We start from the raw sequence: 19,092 nt of genomic DNA on the forward strand, positions 1-19,092 counted from the left end.
AGAATATGTTCAATTCATGGAGGCAAATAATGAATGAAATCATATCTGTAAAAAATGTAAGTAAAGTATATGACATATTAAAAAAGGAACCTGGATTACTTGGTAGCATTAAAACTCTTTTATCTAGAAAATACGAAAAGAAAATTGGTGTAGACAATATAAACTTTTCTATTAATGAAGGAGATTTTATTGGATTTATCGGCCCTAATGGAGCTGGTAAGACAACTACTATAAAGATGTTATCTGGAATAATACATCCTTCAAGTGGAGACATAAAAGTCATGGGCTTCACTCCTAAAAAATTGCAAAATTCCTTTAAGAAACAATTTGCTATTACTATGGGACAAAAAAATCAGCTTTGGTGGGACATACCTCCTTTAGATTCTTTTCAGCTATTAAAGGAAATCTATGAAATTTCTAAAGAAAATTATAATCAAATTCTAGAAGAATTAACAACTTTATTGGATGTTAAACATCTATTAAAGGTTCCACTCCGTAATCTATCTCTAGGAGAAAGAATGAAAATGGAGATAATGGGTTCTTTGCTTCATAGTCCCAAAGTATTGTTTTTAGATGAACCAACTATAGGTCTAGATGTACCTTCAAGGCGTAAAATACGTCAATTCCTTAAATATATTAATAAAGAAAAAAAGATAACAATAATTCTTACAAGTCACTATCTTGAGGACATAGAAGAGCTATGTAACCGAATTATTGCAATTAATAAAGGAAAGATAATTTATGATGGATCAATAAAATCTTTACCTTCAGCTGCTCTAAACTATAAACATGTTTCTGTTTCTTTTGATAATCAAAACGCACTTGAGTTATTGGAGCAGTATGGCGAATTGATAGATAAAACAGATACAAGTGCAAAACTATTAATAAAAAAAGACAATATTAAAGAGTTTGGTCGAGAAATATTTTCTACTTCATTTTTTTATGATTTAAATATTGAAGATGTTCCTTTAGATGATACTTTTGAAAATTTATTTATATAGGAAAGGAATATGCTATGAGAAAATACGTTCAAGTAATAAAAATGAATATGCAGATTTCCTTTGCATACAAGTGGAATTTATTATTGTCATCTTTAATGGATATTTTTAGAATTATTGCTGAGATAATATTTTGGAAGGTATTCTTTGATACAACTGCAAGTAATACGGTTAAGGGATACAATTATAATTCAATGATAACCTACTACATCTTTATGTTTATAATGACAACTTTAATGAATACCAATGACATAGGCTGGAAAATTGCAAATGACATCAAAAATGGAACTTTAAATAATTTAATTATCAGACCTATTAATTACATTGGCTATTACTTATCAGAAAGCCTTTCTCAAAAATTGATTCAGCTAATTATAGTAATAATAACTTTTGTACCTTTATTTATAATGCAAGCATCAAATATAACTATTAATATATCTTTTAAACAATCATTGCTTTTACCATTAATACTTTTATTTTCATTAATATTAAACTTCCTCATAAATGTAATTATTAGTTTACTGGTATTCTGGCTTACTGAGGTTACCTCTTTCTTTTTCTTAAAGGATGTCTTATTGGATTTCTTATCAGGAAGAGTTTTTCCCATTGATTTATTACCTATCTCTATTGTGAATCTATTTGGAGTTTTACCTTTTATGTATTGTACTTTCTTTCCTATAAATATATTAACTAAAGGTATAACAAATGATGTGTTTTTTATGGGGCTATTTATGCAAATAATGTGGATTGGAATTTTATACATTACAATTAAACTTCTTTGGAGCTTAGGAATAAAAAAGTATACAGGTACTGGAGCATAAAATTATTTCTTAAATTATAGCTGTGACTTATTAAATTTAAACATTGGAGGATTACCCTATGAGATATTTTAAATTATATCTAGTATTTATAAAACAAAGCCTAATAAAGTTAATGGCTTATAGATCAAATTTTTATCTTATCCTTATTAACAATCTTACGTATTTTGCTATTCAGCTTATATTTCTTCAAGTTATTTATTCTCAAGTAGATTCCCTAGGCGGCTGGACAAAATATGAAATGATTTTTTATATAGGAACTTTTAATATAATAGATTCAATATGGATTTTAGGACCATATTTTAATTTGATGAATTTACCTGAGCTTATTAGAACTGGAATGTTAGATTTTTACATTACAAAACCAGTCAACTCTCAATTTATGATAAGTTTAAGAAATGTTGAGGTTGGTTCTATATTTAGTGCCTTCGCTGGAATAGCTATAGCTGCATATGCTCTAGAGTCAGGAAAAATCGATCTTACATTTAGCAAAACGATTTTATATATTATTACTATTTTTCATGCTTTGCTAATTGAATATGGTATGTATTTTATGATGACTTGCTTATCCTTTTGGATAATTAAAACTGATTTTGTAGAAAAGGTTCATGGTATGTTATGTTATTTTTCTATGAGGCCAGTAGATATTTATAAAGGGGTTATTAGATTTATTCTTTGCTATATACTTCCTTATGGATTGATTATAACAATAACTACTAAAGCTGTAGTGAAGAGTATTGATTTATCTGAGTTTATTATTTTTATAGCTTTGAGCTGGTGTTTTTTAGGATGCTCTATATTGTTTTGGAGGTTTTCATTAAAAAGATATAGTTCCGCTAGTTCTTAAAAGAAATAATCATAAAGTTTGATTTTGACCCATAATCTATATCTTATTATGATTATAAATATTAAGTTTTGTTTTAAACATATGGAATAAAAACACTCCCATTATAATAAATGTTACCTTGTAAAACATTTACTATAATGGGAGGGTATAACTTAATTTAATTCTGAATAGCACTTATTAGCTATTTCTTTAATTTCCCTAGCTAGCTCAATTTTTGATGAAATAACTAATTTGTTAATAAAAGTGTTATCAAAAATTTCTAAGTAAAAATCTTTGCCTATTTCATCTAAATCCTCATAGTTTTTTCCTAGATTATGAAAGAAATCTTCTTCACTAAGGCCAGTATTATCTATAAAGTAATACATATTAAGATTATTTATGTACTTTTCTATCATATTAAAATTATCTTTATTTACAACAAATCCAACAATATAATCCTTATGTTTTTTATCGGATCCCTTTTTTACAGTTAAACCAAACATAGCCACTTCTGAGTTTTTCCTTATCTCAATTTTTTTGTATGTTATTTTTGCAGATTCTAGTTTATCTATGATTTCATCAAATGTTTCTTTTGAATCTTTCGTTTTATCTAAATATAATAACTTTGAAGAGATAACTCCAAGGCAAAGATTATTGCTCATTAACTCTTTTAAAACCTTTTCTTTAAAAGCTTCTTTTTCCTTTATATCATAATATTCTATAAATGTTTGGGCCCTGCCTTCGCGTTCTTTACTTTTTATCTTTAACTTATTCTTACCAAATAAAAACATATGATTTTTCTCCTTCAATAAACATTTTATATTAATATAATATATCTCATATGCGGTGGAGTAAATAAGATTTGCAAAAAAACAAATAAAGTTCAGTTAAAAATCTAATCTTTTTGGAGGAAAGTCTTTTTACAATCAGAAGTAAATATATGTCCTACCTATAGGATATTTGATTTCTTGGTTTTTGTATATCTCTATAAAACTTAAACATTAAACCAGCTGTAGTTGCTTGTGCCATAGTTAAAACCTTTGAAGTGATTTTGTAATACCTAATTTGTCTATCTTCTTCTCTTGAATAATATGTATATATAAATATAGCATTTTTGCTATTGTAATCAATATAATTTATTAAGGACTTAAAATATAGTCCTCCTCTTTGAATTTTAAATTCCTCATAATGTTTATGAGTTTTAATTACCCAATTCTCATAATTTTTATGAGAATTTAAAAGCTTAACATTAGCATGCTGTGGAACTGTTAAGTCTTGAATTAAATGACAAGCTGCACCTAAATAAAACATGGAACAATTAATATTACCATGCAAGTACTCATTTAATGCTCTGTTATAATATGATATACATTCTTTTCTTGCATTACTGCTTCCATACAAGCCTTTTTTTCTATCTGGGTTATAGAAATGACTATTACTTTTTAAATCTTGATCAGCCCAAACTACTCCAGCATTAATATCATTTAAATATTTTTTCATAAGTGAATAAGCTTTTATGTGTCCATCATTTTTTAATATTATCAAAGATTGAGTATTTATAAATTTATGAACTATACATTCAGCTTTCATTATTCTCTTCTTTACAGGATTTATAGTTTTCAGAAGCTTTTTTAATATGTATGAATATAATTTTTCTAGAATTCTCATAATCACCATTCCTATCAAGTGAAACTTGATACAGTTTGGGTTTAAACCATATCTGTATCTTGATTTAGCTTATGGCTCCAATATAGCCTCAGTGGATACAATTTAACCTCGGTGGCTAGACATTTAATAAACATTTCTATAATCTAAATTATTATAAACAAATATTTGACAATTATTCATGACAAATAAAAGAAAATTCCATTTCAAGTTAAAAATATTAAGAATATGGACGGCAAAGTAATAACCCATAACAACCATTGTTTTGATTGTTATGGGTTAAGTCCCAAAATACTAAGTTTTTTATATCACTATATATTTATATTCTGTTAAATAATTTCTTAGGATCTTTACATTTCATTAATCCTGACATAATGCAGATACCAGCAGCCCCAGCATCAATAGCTTCATGAGCATTTTCAGGAGAAATGCCACCAATAGCATAAACAGGAATTTGGACTGAATTACATACAGATGCTAAATAATCTAAACCTCTTGGAGGAAGATCTTTTTTACAATTAGTCGCAAATATATGTCCTGCAGTAATGTAAGTTGCTCCTAAATTAACAGCTTCTATTGCTTCGTCAACTGAATGAATAGATACACCAATTTCAATAAATTCCTTTGAAATAAAAGGATTTGATTTTAAAACGTGTAGAGGTACATGAAGCTTTTTACAATTAAGTTCCTTTGATGCCTTATGATAAGTATGTAAAATGCATTCTGTATTATTTTCTTTGCATACTTTTAGTACCTTTTCCGCTAAAGCTTTATAGTCGCTTTCTGATAAGTCTTTTTCTCTGAGAACAACACTTACAGAACTTATCACTTTATTTGTATTATTCAATATGTGTGTGTTTTTGTTATTATTGTTCAGTAAATCTAGTTTTATGTTAAAATTGTTTAAGGCGTCTAGTTCTATATTTTTATTGTTAATTGTAATTAGTTCTTTGGTTTTATTTAAGGTGCATATATTTTTGATCTGTTCTAAAAAATCGTTACTACAAAGTTTGCGATTAGTAATTGCTAATAATTTATACATATATATAATCACTCATAACTACTTGAAGTCCATGGTTAGTAATTGCATCAGATATTTCTTCTACTGACCTTCCATCTGAAATTTCAAATTGCTCATCACCTTTTGTTTCTTCATCCTGACTATGGCCTCCTATACCAACAGAAACTCCAGCTGAAATCTTAGTTGCGGCAAGTCCAATTACATTATCACGAAAGCGAGCGCATTCACGTGTTGATATTGTGATGTTAGCAAAAGGTAAAAAGATTCTATAAGCAGTGATTATTTGAAGAAGCTGCTTTTCATGTACATCTTTTGGGTTAATTCTATCATTATTTATTATTGGACGTAATCTAGGACATGAAAGAGCAATTTCAGCATGTGGATATTTACGTTGAAGAAGGTATGCATGAAGGCCTGTTGCAAAGGCATCCTTTCTAAAATCATCTAATCCAAGAAGCGCAGCAAAACCAACACCTCTCATGCCACCTTGAATAGCTCTTTCCTGTGCATTAAAGCGATATGGGAAAATACGTTTATGCCCAGCTAAATGGAGAGTTTCATATTTATCTGAATTATAGGTTTCTTGGAATACAGTAACAAAATCTGCTCCACATTCATGTAAATATGCATATTCATCTGAATTCATTGGATATACTTCAACACCAACCACATTAAAATATTTTCTAGCTATTTTGCAAGCTTCTCCAATATAAGATACATCAGACATGCTACGGCTTTCACCAGTAAGCAGAAGTATTTCTTGTAATCCGCTTTTTGCAATGTTTTGCATTTCTTTTTCTATTTCTTCAGAGTTAAGTCTGGCACGTTTAATCTTATTATGACAGTTAAAACCACAATAAATACAGTAGTTTTCACAGTAATTAGCTATATAAAGTGGCGTAAACATATAAACTGAATTACCAAAATGTTTACGTGTTTCTAATTTTGCACGCTTAGCCATTTCTTCAAGTAAAGGAAGAGCTGCTGGAGATAATAAAGCTGCAAAATCTTCAATATCTAATACATCTTTTCTTAATGCTAAAAGCACATCATTTGTTGTATATTTTTCATAATCATAAGCTTCCATTTTAGAAATAACTTGATCCATAACATCAGATTCTAGTATCTCCATGCCTGGCATATATTCCATATGATTAACTCGTTGTTCCATTAAATCCCCTCCTAATCTTCAAGAAATCCTGTTAATGGTGATGAAGCAGAAGCGCCTTTGTCTAGAACACGTCCAAGACCTGAAAGATAAGCTGCTCTTCCAGCAATTATTGCACTTTTAAAAGCTCCAGCCATAGCTGAAATATTACCTGCAGTAGCAATTGCAGTATTAGCCATAACAGCAGCGACTCCCATTTCCATAGCTTCGCAAGCTTGTGATGGTCTACCAATTCCCGCATCAACAATTATAGGAAGTTCAATTTCATCAACCAATATTTTAATAAAATCACGTGTACTTAAACCTTTGTTTGAACCAATTGGTGATGCAAGGGGCATAATAGCAGCAGCTCCTGCATTTACCATATCTCTAGCTGCATTTAAATCTGGATACATATAAGGCATTACTACAAAACCTTCTTTAGCAAGAATTTCAGTTGCTTTTATTGTTTCATAATTATCTGGAAGAAGATACTTAGAATCACGAATAACTTCGATTTTCACAAAATCTCCACAACCAATTTCACGAGCTAATCTTGCAATACGAACTGCTTCTTCAGCATTACGTGCTCCTGAAGTATTTGGAAGTAAAGTAACATGTTTAGGTATATAATCTAAAATATTAGCACTGCCACCTAAATTTGCACGACGCAAGGCTAAAGTAATTATTTCAGCACCAGCATTTTCAACAGCGGCTTGTATTAAATCTAGTGAGTATTTTCCTGATCCTAATATAAATCTTGAATCAAATTCATGTCCACCTATAATAAGTTTGTCTGTATTATTTTCCATGTTATTATGCTCCTTTATTTTCTAATGTTAATTTATGCCCGCCTGGCACCAGTACTGCATAAAGTCATATACTTTATGCTTATTTTGACAGTCACCAACTTTAATGTTCATTTAATTAAAAGTTTTTATTTCTTAGAGTGGTGATAGTCATCAAGTCTTGTCACTTAGTTTTGATGACTGTCATTCTAGCTTAGTCAATATCACATTTTATACTTCATCTATTCCAAGTATTAATCTTAAAACCATATTTGCTTGATGGCCTGCACAAATGGATACTCGTGGAGCCATTAGCCCTCGTCCTACCATTGCACCTGTTATACCATCTCCACACAAATAAAAATTATCTGTTATTTTCTTTGTAACTATTGTATTGCTGCTTTCGTAGCCTGCCATTCCTGAAGCTGATACAATTTTTTTCATTGGGTAAGTCTCAATAAGTGTATTTACAAGCAAAGCTTTAGCTGTAGGATTATCAAAAGCTTCACAAACTATATCATCTTCTTTAAATAAAGCTTGTACATTATCTTCTGTAACTCTTACAGTATCAATAGTTACTTTAATAAATGGATTTATTTCTTCAATTTCGTTTTTTAAGGCTTCTGTTTTATGTAAGCCTAAATGCTTAATCTTATATTGCTGACGATTTAAGTTGCTAGGTTCAACAATATCAAAATCAATTAGGTGCAAATGCCCCACACCAGTTCTTGCAAGACTTACTGCTATATTAGAGCCTAAGCCTCCTAGGCCAGCAATTGCTACTTTGGCAGCTTTAACTTTTTCAAATACATGAGGAGTATGTCTTGCACACATTAAGCTTTCAAATTCATCTTGTGGCGGCATTTTACCTTTTTCAATAAAACTTACTTCATCATTTTCATTAAGCTCATAATCATCAAAGGTTTGAAATCCATTTAAAATAGTTATTATATTTGTTTCTTTACTATAATTGCTATTGCGTAGCTCATGAAGAGTTAAACAATCAGTTACTACAGGTTTACCATTAATCTTAATATTCAAATCAGCCACCTCCTACAAAACTTACAACTTCAATAACATCACCATCAGTTAATATTTTTTCTACGTATTGAGCTTTAGGTATAATAGCCCCATTACATTCAACAGCAACTAAAGGAATTTTATATCCTTCTCTTACAAGATAATCAGCTAAGCTTAAATTATCTGCATTGCCTACTTTACTGCCATTAACGTATATCATAACCCCACCTCCTAAAATTTGGATGCAACAAAAAAGGTCACACGAAGACTTACACCCATGGTGGTGTACCCCTTCGTGTGACCTTTGTCATCACTCTGCTTAATATTGTAACAACATTGGGATATGATGTCAATATTGTTTTTATTCCAGTAATCAATTCTTCTTTAATAAAGTCTTTACTGTTCGTTTTACCACATCAAAAAAACTTAATGAATTAACCATGTGATCTGGATCCACATAATTTCGAATAACACGAAGTACCTTTTTAGGATCTTTAGAAGAAAAAGTATATGTACCATTTTTCTTTGTACGTATCGCATATCTTGGAATCCACTTTCCTTTAAACAATACAGATGCAATGACATAGTCAACTTCTTCCCAAGGTATTTGTATAAATTTTCGAGAATCACGAGAATTATAGAACTCAAAACCTTTGTCACCAATCATGATTTTACCATAATCTGAAAGTCCAGTAAAAGCTGTTGCATCAATTACCAAATCCACCTTTGTATTAAGTGATTGAACCATTCGACCTACCTCTTTTCTCTATGTATATTGTAATCTAAACATTATATCTCTAATAATTAAATTTAAAGAAATTCCGTAGGAAAAGTGAATGTCCAAAAAATGATGCTCCAAATTTTATATTTGGTAAGTAGAATTTTCTATTTAGAGCTTTTATATTTGGAAACATGAACTTTCTCCTTGGATCCTTCATCATTCGTTGTTAATTGTTAATTGAAATAAATATTTATCTTAATTATATATTTTTTATATATTTATATCAATTGTTCAAAAGTCTATCAAAGTTACACGTATTTCATAAACTGAACCCATAGTTAGTATTATAAGTGATACTAGCACTATAGATGTTAACAAAAGCCCAGGCTAAAAAGCCTAGGCTAATTAAAATAAATTACATTAAACCAATTAAGTGGAAAATAATACCGATTGCGAATAATCCAAGAATAATCACAATTGGAGATACTTTTCTCTTAAGTAACCACATACAAAGTAATGTAATCAATAATCCTGTAAGTCCAGGAATTAATGAATCTAAGTTATTTTGTAGTGTTGTAACCTTAGTATCAGTTAATGCCATACCAGCTCCTTGTTGCAGTAGAGCTTGCTTTATACCTTCTGCTCCTTGAGGAAGTTTGCTCCAATCAATGAAAGCACCTTCACTTAACTTGACAGATGATACTACTGGTGCAAATTTAACAGATACCCATCTGTTAACTAATGATCCTAATATAAACATACCAAGGATTGATGATCCTTTTGTAATATCTTGAAGCATATTACCTGATAAGTCATCACTAATACGAGAACCTGCTTTGAAACCAAACTCTTGTGTATACCATGTAAATGCCATACGTATAAGATTCCAAGCAAGGAAAAATATAATTGGTCCAAGAATGTTACCACTTAAAGCAAGTGAAGCACCTAATGCTCCTAAAATTGGTCTTACAGTAAACCAGAAAACTGGATCTCCAATACCTGCTAAAGGTCCCATCATACCAACTTTAACACCTTGAATAGTTACATCATCAATTGCCATACCATTTGCACGTTCTTCTTCTAAGGCTAATGTTACACCAATAATTGGTGAAGCTACATATGGGTGAGTATTAAAGAACTCTAAGTGACGTTCTAAAGCAGCAGCTCTATCTTCTTTAGTCTTATATAATTTTTTGATTGCTGGGATCATTGCAAATGCCCAACCACCATTTTGCATTCTTTCATAGTTCCAAGAACCTTGAAGGAAAAATGAACGGAACCAAACAGAAATACGGTCTCTTTTACTTAATTTTAATTCTTTTGACATTTTCGTTACCTCCCCCTTCTTAGTATCTATCGATTAGATCCCCTAAAGGATCGCCAGTATTTGAGCTTCCACTATTACCTGAACCGCCTACTTTGCTAAGTGCTAAGTAAATTAGTGCTACAGCTACACCTATTGCACCAAGTCCGATAAGTGTGATTTGTGAAATAGTTGCTAATACAAAACCTATTGCAAAGAATGGCCATACTTCTTTTGTAGCCATCATGTTTATTACCATTGCATAACCAACAGCTACAACCATTCCACCACCGATTGCTAAACCACCTGTTAACCAAGAAGGCATTGCACCAAGTAATGAACTGATTGGACCAGCACCGATTGCTAAAATTAAGCCTGCTGGAATTGCAATACGTATACCTTGTAAACAAATAGCAGCTATTTGCCACATTTCAATAGCTTTAATATTTCCTTCTTTAGCAGCAGCATCCATAAAGTGTACAAATGCTGTAGCAATAGTACGGCAAATAATTGTTAATAATAAACCTGCAACTGCTAGAGGAACAGCAATAGCGATTGCTGGAGCAACTCCTGCTTCACCTTGCCCTCCAAGAACTAGAATAATTGCAGATGCAACAGCTGCAAGCGCAGCATCTGGTGCTACAGCTGCACCGATATTTGCCCAGCCTAAGGCCATAAGTTGAAGGCTACCACCTAAGATTAAGCATGGTAGTAAATTCCCTGTAACTAAACCGATTAATGTACAAGCTACTAGTGGTTGATGGAATTGGAATTCATCCAAGATACCTTCTACACCAGCTAAAAATGCTATAAAAATGACTAATATAATTTGAACTATATTTAAAGTCATGGTTATTACTCCTCCTTTTTCTCTAAATAATTAGATTATTTTATTTTGTTTAATTCTTCTTGTGCTTTTTTAAGTATTTCGTCCATATTTCCTTTTGAATCGTTTGGAACTTTACGAACATCAAAGTTAAGTCCAGCATTTTTTAATTTATTGAATGTATCAATATCATCTTGATTAAAAGCAAGAACTTTGCTTGGCTGAACTTTTCCTATTGAGTGAGCCATTGAACCAACATTGATTGTCTTTAATGGAATTCCACCTTCTACTGCTCTAAGCACATCCTGTGGGTTTTCAAAAAGAAGCATTGCACGTTGTCCTCCAAAATGCTGATCATCTTTTGCAAGTTTAATCATATGATCAACTGGAACAACATGAGCTTTAACCCCTGGAGGAGAAGCTTGAGTTATTAAATTCTTACGAAGTTGATCTTTTGCTACTGCATCTGACACAACAATAATTCTTGTAGGATTTACAGTTTTTGTCCAAGCAGTTGCTACTTGCCCATGAAGTAAACGAGAATCTACACGAGCTAAAACATATTCGAAGGATCCAGGCGCACCTGCATTTGATTTCTCAGTTGAAGCAGTAGAAGCTTTACCAGCATCTTCTGGTTCTAGCGCTTCAGGCTTAACTTTAACTCCTTCTTTACCTGCATTTAAGATAAAAGCAGCGATTTCATGTGCAGAGTCCATTGAAAGACGTGCACCATAAGCTTCAATCAGCATTGGTAAATTCATACCAGATACTATAGCCCATTTATCTTTGTGTTCTTCAAATAGAGCATTTGCTTGATTGAATGGTGTACCACCCCAAAGATCAACAAAGATTAAAACCTCATCTTGGTTGTCGAATGTTGCGATTGCGTCTTGCATTTTCGCTCTAATATCATCAGGTCCTTCACTCGGCATAAGCGTAACAGCTTTTACGTTTTCTTGTACTCCGAAAATCATATTACCTGATTGCATAATACCTGTAGCAAATTCTCCGTGACTAGCAAGAATAATTCCTACCATTTTGATACCTCCTATTTTTTATTTGTTACAAAAACAAAAGGCATAAGCATTAATAAACGAAATAAAATAATATATGTTTAGAATTCATCACAATATCTGTACAGTAAATTGAATCATAAATAGACATGATAATACCGTATATGGCCGTACAAAACATGTGATATAACAAACAAATATTAAATTATTTTATTTACCTATGCTTATGCCTGATCGAATCAGTAACATGCTAGATATTAGTATTTTATAAAAGTCTACTTAGAAACTGTCATTAAACGTTCCTATCTTGACTTCGTTTTCATGATAGCACTTTTTTTGACATTATGCAATACCTGTTTTTAAATTTTTTTTATTAATTTAAAATTAACTGCTAAATCATAGTAATTTAAGCAGTTAATTTTTTGTTAATAAGTTTTACTTTATATTTGGTGTGAATTTACTAAACAACTTATTTCTTCAATTCATAAAGTCTTGGAAATAATATATTATTTTCTAAATGTATATGCTGAAATATATCTGATTCCATTTCCTCAAGTTTAACATAAGTTAATTTATAAGTATTACAGCCATCTGATGGAGCTTTAAAATCATTAGTCACTCTTCTTAATTCTTTTAGTATATCCCCTGCTCCAGTGTGCTCGTCTTGCAATTGATTAATTATATTTATTGCTTTATCTAAATCAACTTCATTAATACTTCTTAAATACTCCTTAATTGCTGGATATTGAGTTGTTTCTTCCTCTATTAAATGAGCATCCAATTCCATTTTTATTGTATGAAATAACTTGTGTACTTTTGAAAGTTCAGGATGATGCCCACCATGTACTCTCAATATTTTAGTTGTTAATTCACTTATTTTAGGTAAATTCTCGTAAAGATAAGCATGATGCACATTAACAATATGATCAACTAATTCATCCAAAGGTGCTTCTACCCAATTTCTATTATTTGCATAAAGATTATTTTGTAATTTATCATATGAAGTATTTATTTTTTCTAGTATTTCTGCTTCATTAACCCCTTGTTCATTTATGGCTGTAATTAATGGTCTATCTCCACCACAACAAAAATCAATTTTATATTCTTTAAATATATCAGCAGCATTAGGAAACTTAGTTACTATCTCTCCAATTTTTTGATTACTATTAAATGTATTCATCATTTATTCCTCCTCTAAGTTCTATCTTATGAATTTATTATATTAGTAGTAGGATAATAAAGCTTTGATTCAAATCACATTTTAATATTTGTCTATAATTATTTTTCTATACCTTTTGGAGAGATGGAATCATTCTGCATTATTTTCATTATCAGCTTTGTAATTGTTTTGCTGTATGTCAATACCTACAACTATAAAATGTTAAAGGAATACTTGAAGCTTTATGTTGCTTCAAGTATTCCTTTTTTTAATTATTTTATATTTTAAAAAATTTATATGTTGATAATACTTAGTTCATCGTATTCTTCGGATAATTACCTCCATAAATAATATTACTGATTCAAAATGTCTTTTATATCTTGCCAGTTTTCTGCTTTCAAATAAATCATATCACTTGTTGGTAAATCACGTTCACTATAATAACGATTGTACCATACAGGATATATACCTGCTCCACTAGCTCCTTTTAAGTCACAGATAACATCGTCTCCAATATGCCATGCATCTGCTGCTACGTTTCTTGCTTTCTGTAAAGCAATGTTAAATAGATGCTGTTTCGGTTTAATAAATCCGTAATCGGCACTCGATATAATAAACTCCATATTATTATCTGGAAGAATTTCATCTAATCTACGCTTAATTATTTCCTCTTGAAACAGATTATTTGAAATAATAGCAGTTCTAATATTCTGTTCACTTAAAAAGTTCAAAAAATCCTGTACTCCATCACAAGCAATATACTTATTGCTATGTTTCCAAAATAGCTCAGCAGCTTCTAAATAGGATATACTAAGTAATACACCATGCTTCTCAAGTAAATAACGCAATATAGTTGAAAATGGAAGTTCGATAGACAAGTCTAAGGCACCTTGCCTAGTATCAATGTGCAGTTCTTTTTTATATTCATAATACTCAGCTACTAACTTGTCTGATGTAATTTTTTCATCATTTCTTATTGCCTTTGCAAGTATAGCCTTAAATCCGAAATCTTGATTATACTTTTCATTTTTCTCATTAACAACCAGAGTATTACCCCAATCGAAAAAAATAATTTTAGGTCTTTTTCTCATCATATCCTCCAATAATTGCAATTTATCTACATAGCAATATGAATTCTCCTTGTTTCAAAATGAATATTGTAAATTAAACAATCTCATTTTTTATAACCCTTATAAACTAATAGGCTATTTATTCCTTTCATTTTCTGATTCTAATAACAGCTCTTCTAAAGGACGATAATTTCCGCCCCAATATTCAAAAGTGTGCATTCCTATATCTTCAAGAATGGGTCCTATCATTATTAGATTTATATCCATTTGCTTAAAAATGTTCAGATAGTCTGGTGTTTTACTTTCAAATGGAAGCAACTTAGCAAATGACTCATAGGATACACTGTATACTATATGGGTAATTCCCAATGAGAGAATTGCCATTAAACACCTTGTACATGGTGCACAACTTGTATATAGGATACTATTTTTCAAAACTTCATCAGAATATTTATTAGCACATTTCTGAACTACATTAAATTCAGCATGTCCAAATAGTCCCCTAGCATAATTAGAAGTATTTTCTGCAACTTCAAGTATAGTGTCCTTATGCACAAGTAGTGCACCAAAAGAATCATATCCTCTTTTACCAGCGTTTATAGCTAACTCATGACACTTACTTATATAAAATTCATGTTTATTAAAATCATTATTTTTCATTATTGATATTCTCCTTTGATATGTTAATCTTTTTAAACTCAACCAATTTAATGGGGATAAAAGAATAACACGCAAAGTGATAATATATGTTATATTAATATCTCAGGCGTGTTACTCAAAAACCACCCTTAATACACTGCTCTTTTGGCTTATCATAAAAACACTTCCTTTCATTACATAATATAGTAATTATACCATATAAATCTTTAAATTATAATTAGAAAACTACCTTTTGATTCAACAATTATTTATTTCATCATGTTTACCTTTGTATAACAATTATTTACCATAGAAAACTATAATATATTACTATCCTGGTTTGTAAGCTGTTTATCTTTAAGCATTTGCTTGTTGAAAAGCATATAGCTCCCTATATGGAGAACTATCCGTTATTAAGCTCTCATGTATACCTTGTGCAACAACCTTTCCTTTATCTAATACATATATAATATCTGCATTTTGAATAGTTGATAATCTATGAGCTATGATAATGGTTGTTTTACCTTTTCTTAATTTATCAATATTTTTTTGAACGCAAAATTCCGTTTCAGTGTCTAATGCTGAAGTTGCTTCATCTAAGATTAGCACATCTGAATTTTTTAGAATTGCTCTAGTAAGTGCCAAACGCTGCTTTTGTCCTCCTGATAAAGCAGTTCCACGTTCACCAACTTGGGTTTCATATTGATTTGGAAAGCCCATAATAAAATCATGACACAGCATTTCTTTACATGTATTTTCAATATGTGACTTTTCATATTCTTTATCAAATACTAGATTTTCTATAACTGAAGAAGATATAAAATGTGGTTGTTGAAAAACCACTGAAACCTTATCTAAATATTGCTTTCCATAACTATTGATTGGAACTCCATTTATAGAAATTTCTCCATTATCAGGCGAATACATTCGAAGTAGTAATTGTCCTATTGTTGATTTTCCGCTACCACTTGCTCCAACAATAGCTATTTTCTTACCAATTGGAAATTCCAAGGATAGATTATTTATAACTGGATCTGAGTCAGGTAAATAGCTAAAGGTTACATTCTTAAATTCTATTGACTTTATTTCACCACTAAACTGAGCTGTACCAAACTCTTCACTTTTCTTTACCATTACTGATTGAATACAGAGAACAGAAGCTTCAAGCCTTTTACCAGTTAAAGCTTGTTCAAATAATTGTCCAAGTTCTGTTACTAATAAATCAACAAAAGTGAAACCTGCAACAAATTCACCTAAGGAAATATTATTTGATATAACACCAATACCTCCAAACATAATTGCAACAAGCTTAGTTCCATAAAGAAAAGGATCACTTACAAACATTATTTTGTTTTTGTATAAACCTTGCTTTATAACTGCTTTATAATAATTTAAAAATTTTTGTTCATAATTTTTTAGCTGCCAACTTTGGCGATTATATGCTACGATTTCTCTGATTGATGAAATACTCTCCTCAATGGTAATTGAAACATTAGATTTCTCATCTTTAACTCCTTGTGAAAATTGTTTCGTTTTTTCACCAAATTTATGTAGTAAAACGTAATAAATAACTGCTACTGCTATTACAACAATAAGCATTATATAATTAATATTTGCTAATGAAAATGTTAAAAAAGCAATTGTGAGTAGGTTTTTCACTGATTCTGAAAGTATTTGATTAATAGATAAGTCACTAGCATCTGCTATATTACTTCTAATTTGATTTAATAAATTTCCTACATGTTCTTTATTGAAAACTGCAGTAGGAAGATCATAGATTTTTTTCAAAAAGTCCTTTGTTAATGACATTTGAAGGTGATAACCTATATGAAAGAAGGTTACTTTTCTAACAGTAAATAATAATTTAGGAGCAAAGAAGAAAACTCCATAAAGTGCTAGAATTTTAGGAAATTCCTCATAGTATTTTTCACTAAAGACTTTATCAATTAAATCACGCTGTAATAAAGTTGCAATAACAGGTGTCAAACATTCTAAAAACATTGCGAAATATCCTAATAATAACCAAGGTTTCTTGTTTACATACTTAAATATAAATTGAATGCTAGACTTCATTTTGCTCACCTCCCATTACTAACCCATAAAACAACCCTTTCGTATCCATTAATTCTTCATAAGTTCCTTGTTCACCAATTTTACCTGCATCAAGTACTATAATTGAATCATATTCACTAATTGTAGAAAGCCTATGTGCTACAGTAACAACTGTTTTACTAGCTGATAAATCCTCTATGGACTTCTTAATAGCTGCTTCTGTAACATTATCTAGGGCTGAGGTTGCTTCATCTAATAAAATAATTTCAGGTTCCTTAAGCATCATTCTAGCTATTGAAATACGCTGCTTTTGACCACCAGATAAACGAACTCCACGTTCCCCAAGAATGGTGTCGTAGCCGTCTTCTGTTTCTATAATAAACTCATGTGCACAGGCTCTTTTAGCAGCCTTAATTACTTCTTCGTCTGTTGCATTTGGATTACCAAATTTAATATTGTTTTTAATTGACATGTTGAATAGATATGTATCTTGAAAAACATAACCAAAATTTCGCCTTAAATTTTCTAACTTTAATTTCTTAATATCATATCCTCCAACTAAAATTTCACCATTAGAAACATCATAAAATCGTCCTATTAATTTTAAAATAGTTGACTTACCACTTCCACTTCCTCCAACAATTGCAGTTTTTTTGCCTGCTGGAATTGTAAAGGATATGTCATTAATTATTGGTAGATTATCTCCATAAGAGAAGGAAACATTTTTAAATTCTATATCAAATTTATTTATTTGAGTTTCTAAAGCATTACTATCCTCAATTACATCTGGCTTTAAATTTAAAAATTCGTATAAATACTTAGCATAATTTAATGCATTGTATTGAGCAGGAATAATATAAAAGAATACTGAAAAACCTCTAGATAAAAGTCCCATAAGAAAACTATACCCAACCAGCTCTCCAAGTAATAAATTACCACTTTCTATTAGATTCAAACCGTAAAAATAAAACAAAACAACAGAAATTGTTAAAGTTAAACCAACTGTTGTATAACGAAAATGCCTCCAAAAGGTCGACCACATACGAGCAATTCTAAATTTATTAACATCTTCTATTGTCCTATCTATAAACCAATCTTTGCTTCCCATAGCCTTTAATTCTGTTGTAGCTTCGATGGCATCATATAAAGACTTTTGGGAAACTTGAGCTGCATTTGTTTCAATTCCAAGATAATACTGTATCCTTTTATTGGCTGTTTGATTAAGAAATACATAAACAATATTTCCTATCATTGCTGCCCAAAAGAATATGGGCTGTCCCATAATTAAAATAATTGATGGTACTACAAATTGAGCTAAACTATAAATGAAATTTGGAAATAAAAAGTTGTATGTCTGCTGTGTTTCATTAACAGCATTCTCAAATAGAGCTAATATTTCTCCTGTGGGAACCTTCTCGTAATATGAAAAACCAAGCTTTTGCAACTTTACCATTAAATCTGTCTGCTGGTTTTTAACTATTTTATTAGATATGACTTGCTGTAGTAAATTAAATATTGATTTTACAATTAAAATTAAAACAACGATACCGCATAATATTAAGACTTGATTTTTTAAAAGATCCATATTTTTCAATGGTATTACATTGTCAATTAAATATCCCATACGACGAGGAATTGTTAATTCTCCTAGAATCATACCTCCACCGCATAACACATATAATATGGTCAGTAAAATAAATGGTTTGAAATAACTTAATGTCCAAAAGTATAACTTAATCAATTCTTTCTTTCCAAGTTGTCTTTCCAATAGGCTTCCCCCCTAGCAATTTATTAATGCCATTAATCTTTAGGATATCCATTGTTTTTCTCCCTCATGTTACCTTATTTTTCTATTTTTATCAATATTAGAATGATACAAATAGAACTAAAATAATCTAGTTAAAATATACAAAATGGAACTTTATTACCTGTAGAAGTATATCAATAAATATATATCCATTATATTTATTGAATTTTTTCTTTTCATGTCATAAATTTATATGATTAAATTTGGCATACCACATAC

19 protein-coding genes are annotated in these 19,092 nt (G+C 30.3%); 3 read left to right on the plus strand and 16 right to left on the minus strand.

All coding sequences use genetic code 11. The annotated features are described in order from the left end of the window. Positions 1–29 precede the first annotated feature (29 nt). Genes GXK56_RS08450 through GXK56_RS08460 form a run of 3 tightly spaced genes read left to right on the plus strand, consistent with a single transcriptional unit; the run spans position 30 to position 2,663 of the window. Complete coding sequence (locus GXK56_RS08450; protein ID WP_160687032.1) at positions 30–1,001, plus strand: ATP-binding cassette domain-containing protein; 972 nt, start codon at positions 30–32, stop codon at positions 999–1,001. A gap of 14 nt (positions 1,002–1,015) precedes the next feature. Beyond that, the gene (locus GXK56_RS08455; protein WP_160687033.1) at positions 1,016–1,819 is read left to right on the plus strand and encodes an ABC-2 family transporter protein; all 804 of its coding nucleotides are present in this window, start codon (positions 1,016–1,018) and stop codon (positions 1,817–1,819) included. Between the two features lie 58 nt (positions 1,820–1,877). After that, positions 1,878–2,663: an ABC-2 family transporter protein gene (locus GXK56_RS08460; RefSeq protein WP_160687034.1), complete on the plus strand. Its 786-nt coding sequence runs from the start codon at positions 1,878–1,880 to the stop codon at positions 2,661–2,663. A 152-nt stretch (positions 2,664–2,815) separates the two neighbouring features. Here the strand turns inward: GXK56_RS08460 and GXK56_RS08465 are convergent, their stop codons facing one another. From GXK56_RS08465 to GXK56_RS08540, 16 genes are all read right to left on the minus strand, one after another. Further along, positions 2,816–3,433 carry a hypothetical protein gene (locus tag GXK56_RS08465; RefSeq protein ID WP_160687035.1) on the minus strand — a complete coding sequence of 206 codons (618 nt, stop codon included), beginning with the start codon at positions 3,431–3,433 and terminating at the stop codon, positions 2,816–2,818. 154 nt (positions 3,434–3,587) lie between these two features. Further along, positions 3,588–4,310 (minus strand): zinc dependent phospholipase C family protein, encoded by a 723-nt coding sequence (locus GXK56_RS08470; RefSeq protein WP_160687036.1) that lies wholly within the window; start codon positions 4,308–4,310, stop codon positions 3,588–3,590. 316 nt (positions 4,311–4,626) lie between these two features. Then, on the minus strand, positions 4,627–5,349 hold the full coding sequence (locus tag GXK56_RS08475) for a thiamine phosphate synthase (RefSeq protein WP_160687037.1): 723 nt from the start codon (positions 5,347–5,349) through the stop codon (positions 4,627–4,629). Next, positions 5,342–6,499, minus strand: coding sequence for a 2-iminoacetate synthase ThiH (thiH, locus tag GXK56_RS08480; protein ID WP_160687038.1), 1,158 nt, complete (start codon positions 6,497–6,499; stop codon positions 5,342–5,344). The genes GXK56_RS08475 and thiH overlap by 8 nt, the downstream gene beginning before the upstream one ends. Positions 6,500–6,510: 11 nt before the next feature. Continuing rightward, on the minus strand, positions 6,511–7,287 hold the full coding sequence (locus GXK56_RS08485) for a thiazole synthase (RefSeq protein WP_160687039.1): 777 nt from the start codon (positions 7,285–7,287) through the stop codon (positions 6,511–6,513). 207 nt (positions 7,288–7,494) lie between these two features. Beyond that, on the minus strand, positions 7,495–8,304 hold the full coding sequence (gene thiF, locus GXK56_RS08490) for a sulfur carrier protein ThiS adenylyltransferase ThiF (RefSeq protein ID WP_160687040.1): 810 nt from the start codon (positions 8,302–8,304) through the stop codon (positions 7,495–7,497). A gap of 1 nt (position 8,305) precedes the next feature. Then, positions 8,306–8,503: a sulfur carrier protein ThiS gene (gene thiS / locus GXK56_RS08495; protein WP_160687041.1), complete on the minus strand. Its 198-nt coding sequence runs from the start codon at positions 8,501–8,503 to the stop codon at positions 8,306–8,308. Positions 8,504–8,656: 153 nt separating this feature from the next. Then, positions 8,657–9,031, minus strand: coding sequence for a DUF956 family protein (locus GXK56_RS08500; protein WP_160687042.1), 375 nt, complete (start codon positions 9,029–9,031; stop codon positions 8,657–8,659). Positions 9,032–9,419: 388 nt separating this feature from the next. Continuing rightward, positions 9,420–10,331, minus strand: coding sequence for a PTS system mannose/fructose/sorbose family transporter subunit IID (locus GXK56_RS08505; protein WP_160687043.1), 912 nt, complete (start codon positions 10,329–10,331; stop codon positions 9,420–9,422). A 19-nt stretch (positions 10,332–10,350) separates the two neighbouring features. Then, entirely contained in the window at positions 10,351–11,157 is an 807-nt protein-coding gene (locus tag GXK56_RS08510; RefSeq protein ID WP_160687044.1) for a PTS mannose/fructose/sorbose transporter subunit IIC, read from the minus strand. A 35-nt stretch (positions 11,158–11,192) separates the two neighbouring features. Continuing rightward, positions 11,193–12,170 carry a PTS sugar transporter subunit IIB gene (locus GXK56_RS08515; RefSeq protein WP_160687045.1) on the minus strand — a complete coding sequence of 326 codons (978 nt, stop codon included), beginning with the start codon at positions 12,168–12,170 and terminating at the stop codon, positions 11,193–11,195. Positions 12,171–12,615: 445 nt separating this feature from the next. After that, positions 12,616–13,326 (minus strand): iron-sulfur cluster repair di-iron protein, encoded by a 711-nt coding sequence (gene ric / locus GXK56_RS08520; protein WP_160687144.1) that lies wholly within the window; start codon positions 13,324–13,326, stop codon positions 12,616–12,618. Positions 13,327–13,658: 332 nt separating this feature from the next. Continuing rightward, on the minus strand, positions 13,659–14,399 hold the full coding sequence (locus GXK56_RS08525) for an HAD family hydrolase (RefSeq protein ID WP_160687046.1): 741 nt from the start codon (positions 14,397–14,399) through the stop codon (positions 13,659–13,661). Between the two features lie 111 nt (positions 14,400–14,510). Beyond that, the gene (locus GXK56_RS08530; protein WP_160687047.1) at positions 14,511–15,035 is read right to left on the minus strand and encodes a nucleoside deaminase; all 525 of its coding nucleotides are present in this window, start codon (positions 15,033–15,035) and stop codon (positions 14,511–14,513) included. 336 nt (positions 15,036–15,371) lie between these two features. Then, positions 15,372–17,087, minus strand: a complete 1,716-nt coding sequence (locus GXK56_RS08535; protein WP_160687048.1) for an ABC transporter ATP-binding protein — start codon at positions 17,085–17,087, stop codon at positions 15,372–15,374. Further along, positions 17,077–18,834, minus strand: a complete 1,758-nt coding sequence (locus GXK56_RS08540) for an ABC transporter ATP-binding protein (RefSeq protein WP_160687049.1) — start codon at positions 18,832–18,834, stop codon at positions 17,077–17,079. The genes GXK56_RS08535 and GXK56_RS08540 overlap by 11 nt, the downstream gene beginning before the upstream one ends. Positions 18,835–19,092 lie beyond the last annotated feature (258 nt).

Source organism: Clostridium sp. C2-6-12 (genome assembly GCF_009928485.1).
GTDB lineage: Bacteria > Bacillota > Clostridia > Clostridiales > Clostridiaceae > Clostridium.